The organism is Geobacillus sp. DSP4a (assembly GCF_013096875.1).
Taxonomy (GTDB): Bacteria; Bacillota; Bacilli; order Bacillales; family Anoxybacillaceae; genus Geobacillus; species Geobacillus thermophilus.
The window spans coordinates 1-450 of sequence record NZ_SDLD01000195.1; the positions used below are offsets into that span (position 1 = coordinate 1).

Annotated in this window: 1 protein-coding gene; it reads right to left on the reverse strand. The window is 30.0% G+C overall.

The window, feature by feature from the left end; genetic code table 11:
• Positions 1–385 (reverse strand): PolC-type DNA polymerase III N-terminal domain-containing protein (locus ETC02_RS16955; RefSeq protein WP_171698475.1); only part of this gene is annotated, 385 nt, incomplete at its 3' end.
• Between the last annotated feature and the right edge of the window lie 65 nt (positions 386–450).

Genomic DNA, 450 nt, shown 5'->3' on the forward strand with positions numbered 1-450 from the left:
TTGATACCATTACTTTTAATACTTTTCCAGACATAATAAGCTTTTTCTGTTTCAATTGACCTTTAACTTTTGGAGATAAAGCTGTTTGGTCAATACAGTGCCCAAAGTATTTAATTGCATGTTCATCTTGATTCGTGCCATTTGTTACCGTAAAACGACATGTAACGTTGGCGATATCTTTAAACTCTTGCTCTATTGCATTTATAAATAATAAATAATCTTCATGAGCTAAGAATTGTGGTAATGTAATATGAAATTCCCATGTTCTGTTTTTGTTAGAAACATCTATACGTGTCAGTTCACCTGAATTTAAAATTTCAGCATCTAATTGATTTGAAATTTTAATTTGATCAGCAAGCACTTTAAATTTTTGTTGCTCTGTCATTGCCAAGACAATTACCACCTTAAATAGAAATTACTTTTACGTGTTCGAACAATATTTAGATTATG